This window comes from Stenotrophomonas sp. 2YAF22, from assembly GCF_052114665.1.
In the GTDB taxonomy this organism is placed as follows: domain Bacteria; phylum Pseudomonadota; class Gammaproteobacteria; order Xanthomonadales; family Xanthomonadaceae; genus Stenotrophomonas; species Stenotrophomonas indicatrix.
Map to the genome: position 1 here is coordinate 1 of NZ_JBFRFE010000441.1, position 3,621 is coordinate 3,621.

3 protein-coding genes are annotated in these 3,621 nt (G+C 66.9%); all 3 read right to left on the reverse strand.

Annotation, left to right across the window (positions count from 1 at the left end; all coding sequences use genetic code 11):
• Positions 1-1,264, reverse strand: a 1,264-nt coding sequence (locus tag AB4Y84_RS16050; protein WP_442250432.1) for an FHIPEP family type III secretion protein, incomplete at its 3' end; no start/stop codon positions are given.
• Positions 1,261-2,391 (reverse strand): flagellar biosynthesis protein FlhB, encoded by a 1,131-nt coding sequence (gene flhB, locus AB4Y84_RS16055; protein ID WP_033831035.1) that lies wholly within the window; start codon positions 2,389-2,391, stop codon positions 1,261-1,263. The genes AB4Y84_RS16050 and flhB, both read right to left, overlap by 4 nt.
• 133 nt (positions 2,392-2,524) lie before the next feature.
• Positions 2,525-3,621: putative bifunctional diguanylate cyclase/phosphodiesterase (locus tag AB4Y84_RS16060; RefSeq protein ID WP_442250433.1), on the reverse strand; the 1,097-nt coding region annotated here is incomplete at its 5' end.

Sequence of the window (3,621 nt, forward strand, 5' to 3'; positions counted from 1 at the left end):
GTTCCAGGTTGTCGCGGATGTGGACCGAGGGAATCAGGAAGCCGACGTCCTGGGTCAGCTTGCGGCGCACGCCCTTGATGCGCGGCATCAGCTCGCCGCCCTGGTTGCTGTCCACCAGCGAAATCAATCGATAGCCCACTTCCAGGCCCAGCGGATCGACCGGGCGCAGCTCGTCCCAGCTCAGTTCCGCGGTGGGTGCGGGGGCCGCGGGGCGGCCAAGCGCGTTCAGTGCGTTGGCGTCGCCTGCAGCGGTGTCGGCCTGCGCCGGCACCAGGCCCTTGCGGTACACCTTCCAGGCGATGAAGCCGAGGATGGCCGCCAGCGTCAGGAAAGCGACGTTGGGCATGCCCGGCACCAGGCCGACCACGCCGAGGATGCCGGCGGTGATGGCCAGTGCACGGTACTGGCCGAACACCTGGCCGGTCATCGCCTGCGCCATGTCCTGCGAGCGCGAGGCACGGGTAACCAGCATCGCCACCGCGCTGGAGACCAGCAGCGCTGGCAGCTGCGCCACCAGACCGTCACCGATCGACAGCAGGGTGTAGGTGGCGGCGGCATCGCCGAACGGCATGCCATGCTGCAGCACGCCCACGGCCAGGCCGCCCAGCATGTTGATGAACAGGATCAGGATGCCGGCGATCGCGTCGCCGCGGATGAACTTGCTGGCACCGTCCATCGCACCGTAGAAGTCGGCTTCCTCGCGTACTTCCTCGCGGCGCAGCTTGGCTTCCTCGCGCGTCAGCAAACCGGCGTTGAGGTCGGCGTCGATCGCCATCTGCTTGCCGGGCATGGCGTCGAGGATGAAGCGCGCGGTCACTTCCGAGACGCGGCCGGCGCCCTTGGTGATGACCACGAAATTGATGATGGTCAGGATCGCGAACACCACGATGCCGACGGCGTAGTTGCCGCCGATCACGAACTCGCCGAATGCGGCAATCACCTTGCCGGCCGCTTCGTGGCCGTTCTGGCCATTGAGCAGGATCACGCGGGTGGAGGCCACGTTCAGCGCCAGCCGCAGCATGGTGGTGATCAGCAGCACGATCGGGAAGATGGTGAAGTCCAGCGGGCGCTTCACGTAGACCACCGCCAGCAGCACCATCAGCGAGATGGCGATGTTGAAGGTGAACAGCGCATCGAGCACCGGCGCGGCCAGCGGCACCACGACCATGGCCAGCAGGGCGAGCACGATCAGAGGTGCGCCAAGGCCCTGGCGGATCATTTCAAGCGCGCGGCGGGTATTGAAGCTGGATGCCTGGGCGCTCATGGACGGCCCCCGTTGCCGAACTCATCAACCTGGATGTGCGGCGTGGACGGCATCGGGCCGGTCCGCCAGCTGCGCAGCTGGTAGACGTAAGAGAGGACCTGGGCGACGGCTGAATACAGTCTCACGGGGATTTCCTTGCCGAGTTGGCCTTCCCGATACAAGGCGCGTGCCAAAGGCGGGGCAGAGACGATGGCGACCTTGTTGCCGTCGGCCACTTCACGGATGCGCAGGGCGGTTTCATCCACGCCCAGGGCGACCACGGTGGGGGCATTCATGGCCCCGCCTTCGTACTTCAGGGCCACCGCATAGTGGGTGGGGTTGACCACCACCACGTCGGCAGTGGGGACCGCCTCCATCATCCGGCGGTTGGCCATCTGCTGCTGCAGCTGGCGGATGCGGCCCTTCACTTCCGGGCTGCCTTCGCTTTCCTTCATCTCCCGGCGCAGCTCCTCGCGGGTCATCTTCAGCTTGCGCATCCAGTTCCAGCGCTGGTACGGCGCGTCGATGGCGGCCAGCACCAGCATCGCCCCGGCGGTGGCCAACAGCAGCCGCAGGGTGAAGCCCAGGCCGTCACCGATGGCCGTTTCCAGCGGCTGGTGGATCAGCCCGCGCAGGGTGTTGAAGCTGGTCCAGACCACCATGCCGGCGGCGACGCCGACGAAGGCCACCCGCAGCAGCGACTTGATGAACTCGGCGATGGCTTCGGGGCCATACAGGCGCTTGAGCCCGCTCATCGGGTTCATGCGGTTGATGTCGGGCATCATCGCCTTGGCCGACCAGCGCAGGCCGCCCATCACCACCGGTGCAAGGAAACTGGCCAGCAGGCAGACCAGCACCAGCGGAGCGATCACCCACATCAGCTGCAGCAGCAGGTCGCCGAAGTGGCCGAACAGCGCCTTCGGGTGCTGGCGCAGGCTCTGCTCGGGGCTGAGCGCATGGCGCATCCAGGCGCTGGCGCCGCTGGCCATCGAGCCGCTCATGGCCATCACCGCGATCACCCCGGCGCCGAACACGGCGGCCGTGCCCAGTTCACGCGAGCGCGGCAGGTTGCCCTGTTCGCGGGCGTCGCGCAGGCGTTTTTCTGTCGGTTGTTCGGTTTTTTCGCCGGCGGATTCGTTCTCGGACATCACAGGCACTGCAGCAGGGGATGCCGGAGTGMGTGCAAGAATCGTTCCGTCACGGCGGCGCGGGGCATCCACGCATGGCGTGGATCTACCGGGTTTGGGTCCACGGGAAGGGCCATCCACGCATGGCGTGGATCTACTGGGGATTACGGGGGCTGGCCAGCTCCACCCGTGGCCGCGGCAGGTCGTGCAGCTGCATGAAGCGGGCCGCGTCCACCGGGCGGCCCAGCAGGAAGCCCTGCAGGTAGTCGCAGCCGAGGCGCTCCAGGTAGGCGCGCTGCGCGGCGGTTTCCACGCCCTCGGCCACGATGTCCATGTCCAGCGCATGGCCCAGCGCAACGATGGCCGACACGATCACCACGTCTTCGGCGCTGTGTTCCAGGTCGCGCACGAATGCGTGGTCGATCTTGATTTCGGTGGCCGGCAGGCGCTTGAGGTACAGCAGGCTGGAGTAGCCGGTGCCGAAATCATCGATCGAGATGCCCACGCCCAAGGCGGAGAAGCTCTGCAGCAGGCGCAGGCTGGTATCGGTATCGCGCATCACAGTGCTTTCGGTGATCTCCAGCACCAGGTTGCGCGGGGCGATCGCGTAGCGCTCGATCACCTCGCGCACGTCCTGCAGCAGGTGCGGCGAACTGAACTGCACCGGTGACAGGTTCACCGACATCGTCCAGCCTTCGTGGCCGGCATCGTGCCACTGCCGCAGCTGCTGGCAGGCCTGGTCCAGCGCCCAGCGGCCGATCTCGTTGATCGCGCCACTGCGCTCGGCCAGGCGGATGAAGCGGTCCGGCGGAATCAGGCCCTGTTCCGGATGACGCCAGCGGATGAGTGCTTCGGCACCGGCCACCTTCTGCGTAGCCACGCGGATCTTCGGCTGGTAATGCAGGAACAGCTGTTCGCTGCCGATTGCCCGCCGCAGGTCGGCCAGCAGGCGGAACTGCTGCTCGGCGCTGTCGTTCATCCAGTCGGCGAACAGCACGAACGCGTTGCGGCCCGACTCCTTGGCCTGGTACATCGCCGCATCGGCAAAGGCCATCAGCTGGCGTTCGCTGGCGGCATGGTCGGGGCATATCGCGATGCCGATGCTGGCGGTCACCTGCAGTTCGTTGTCCGGCAGCAGCGGGCCGCTGCCCACTGCCTGCAGGATGCGACGGGCCAGGGTAGGCAGGTCCTCGTCATGCTCGATACGCACCACCAGCACGAATTCGTCGCCACCCAGCCGTGCCAGCAGGT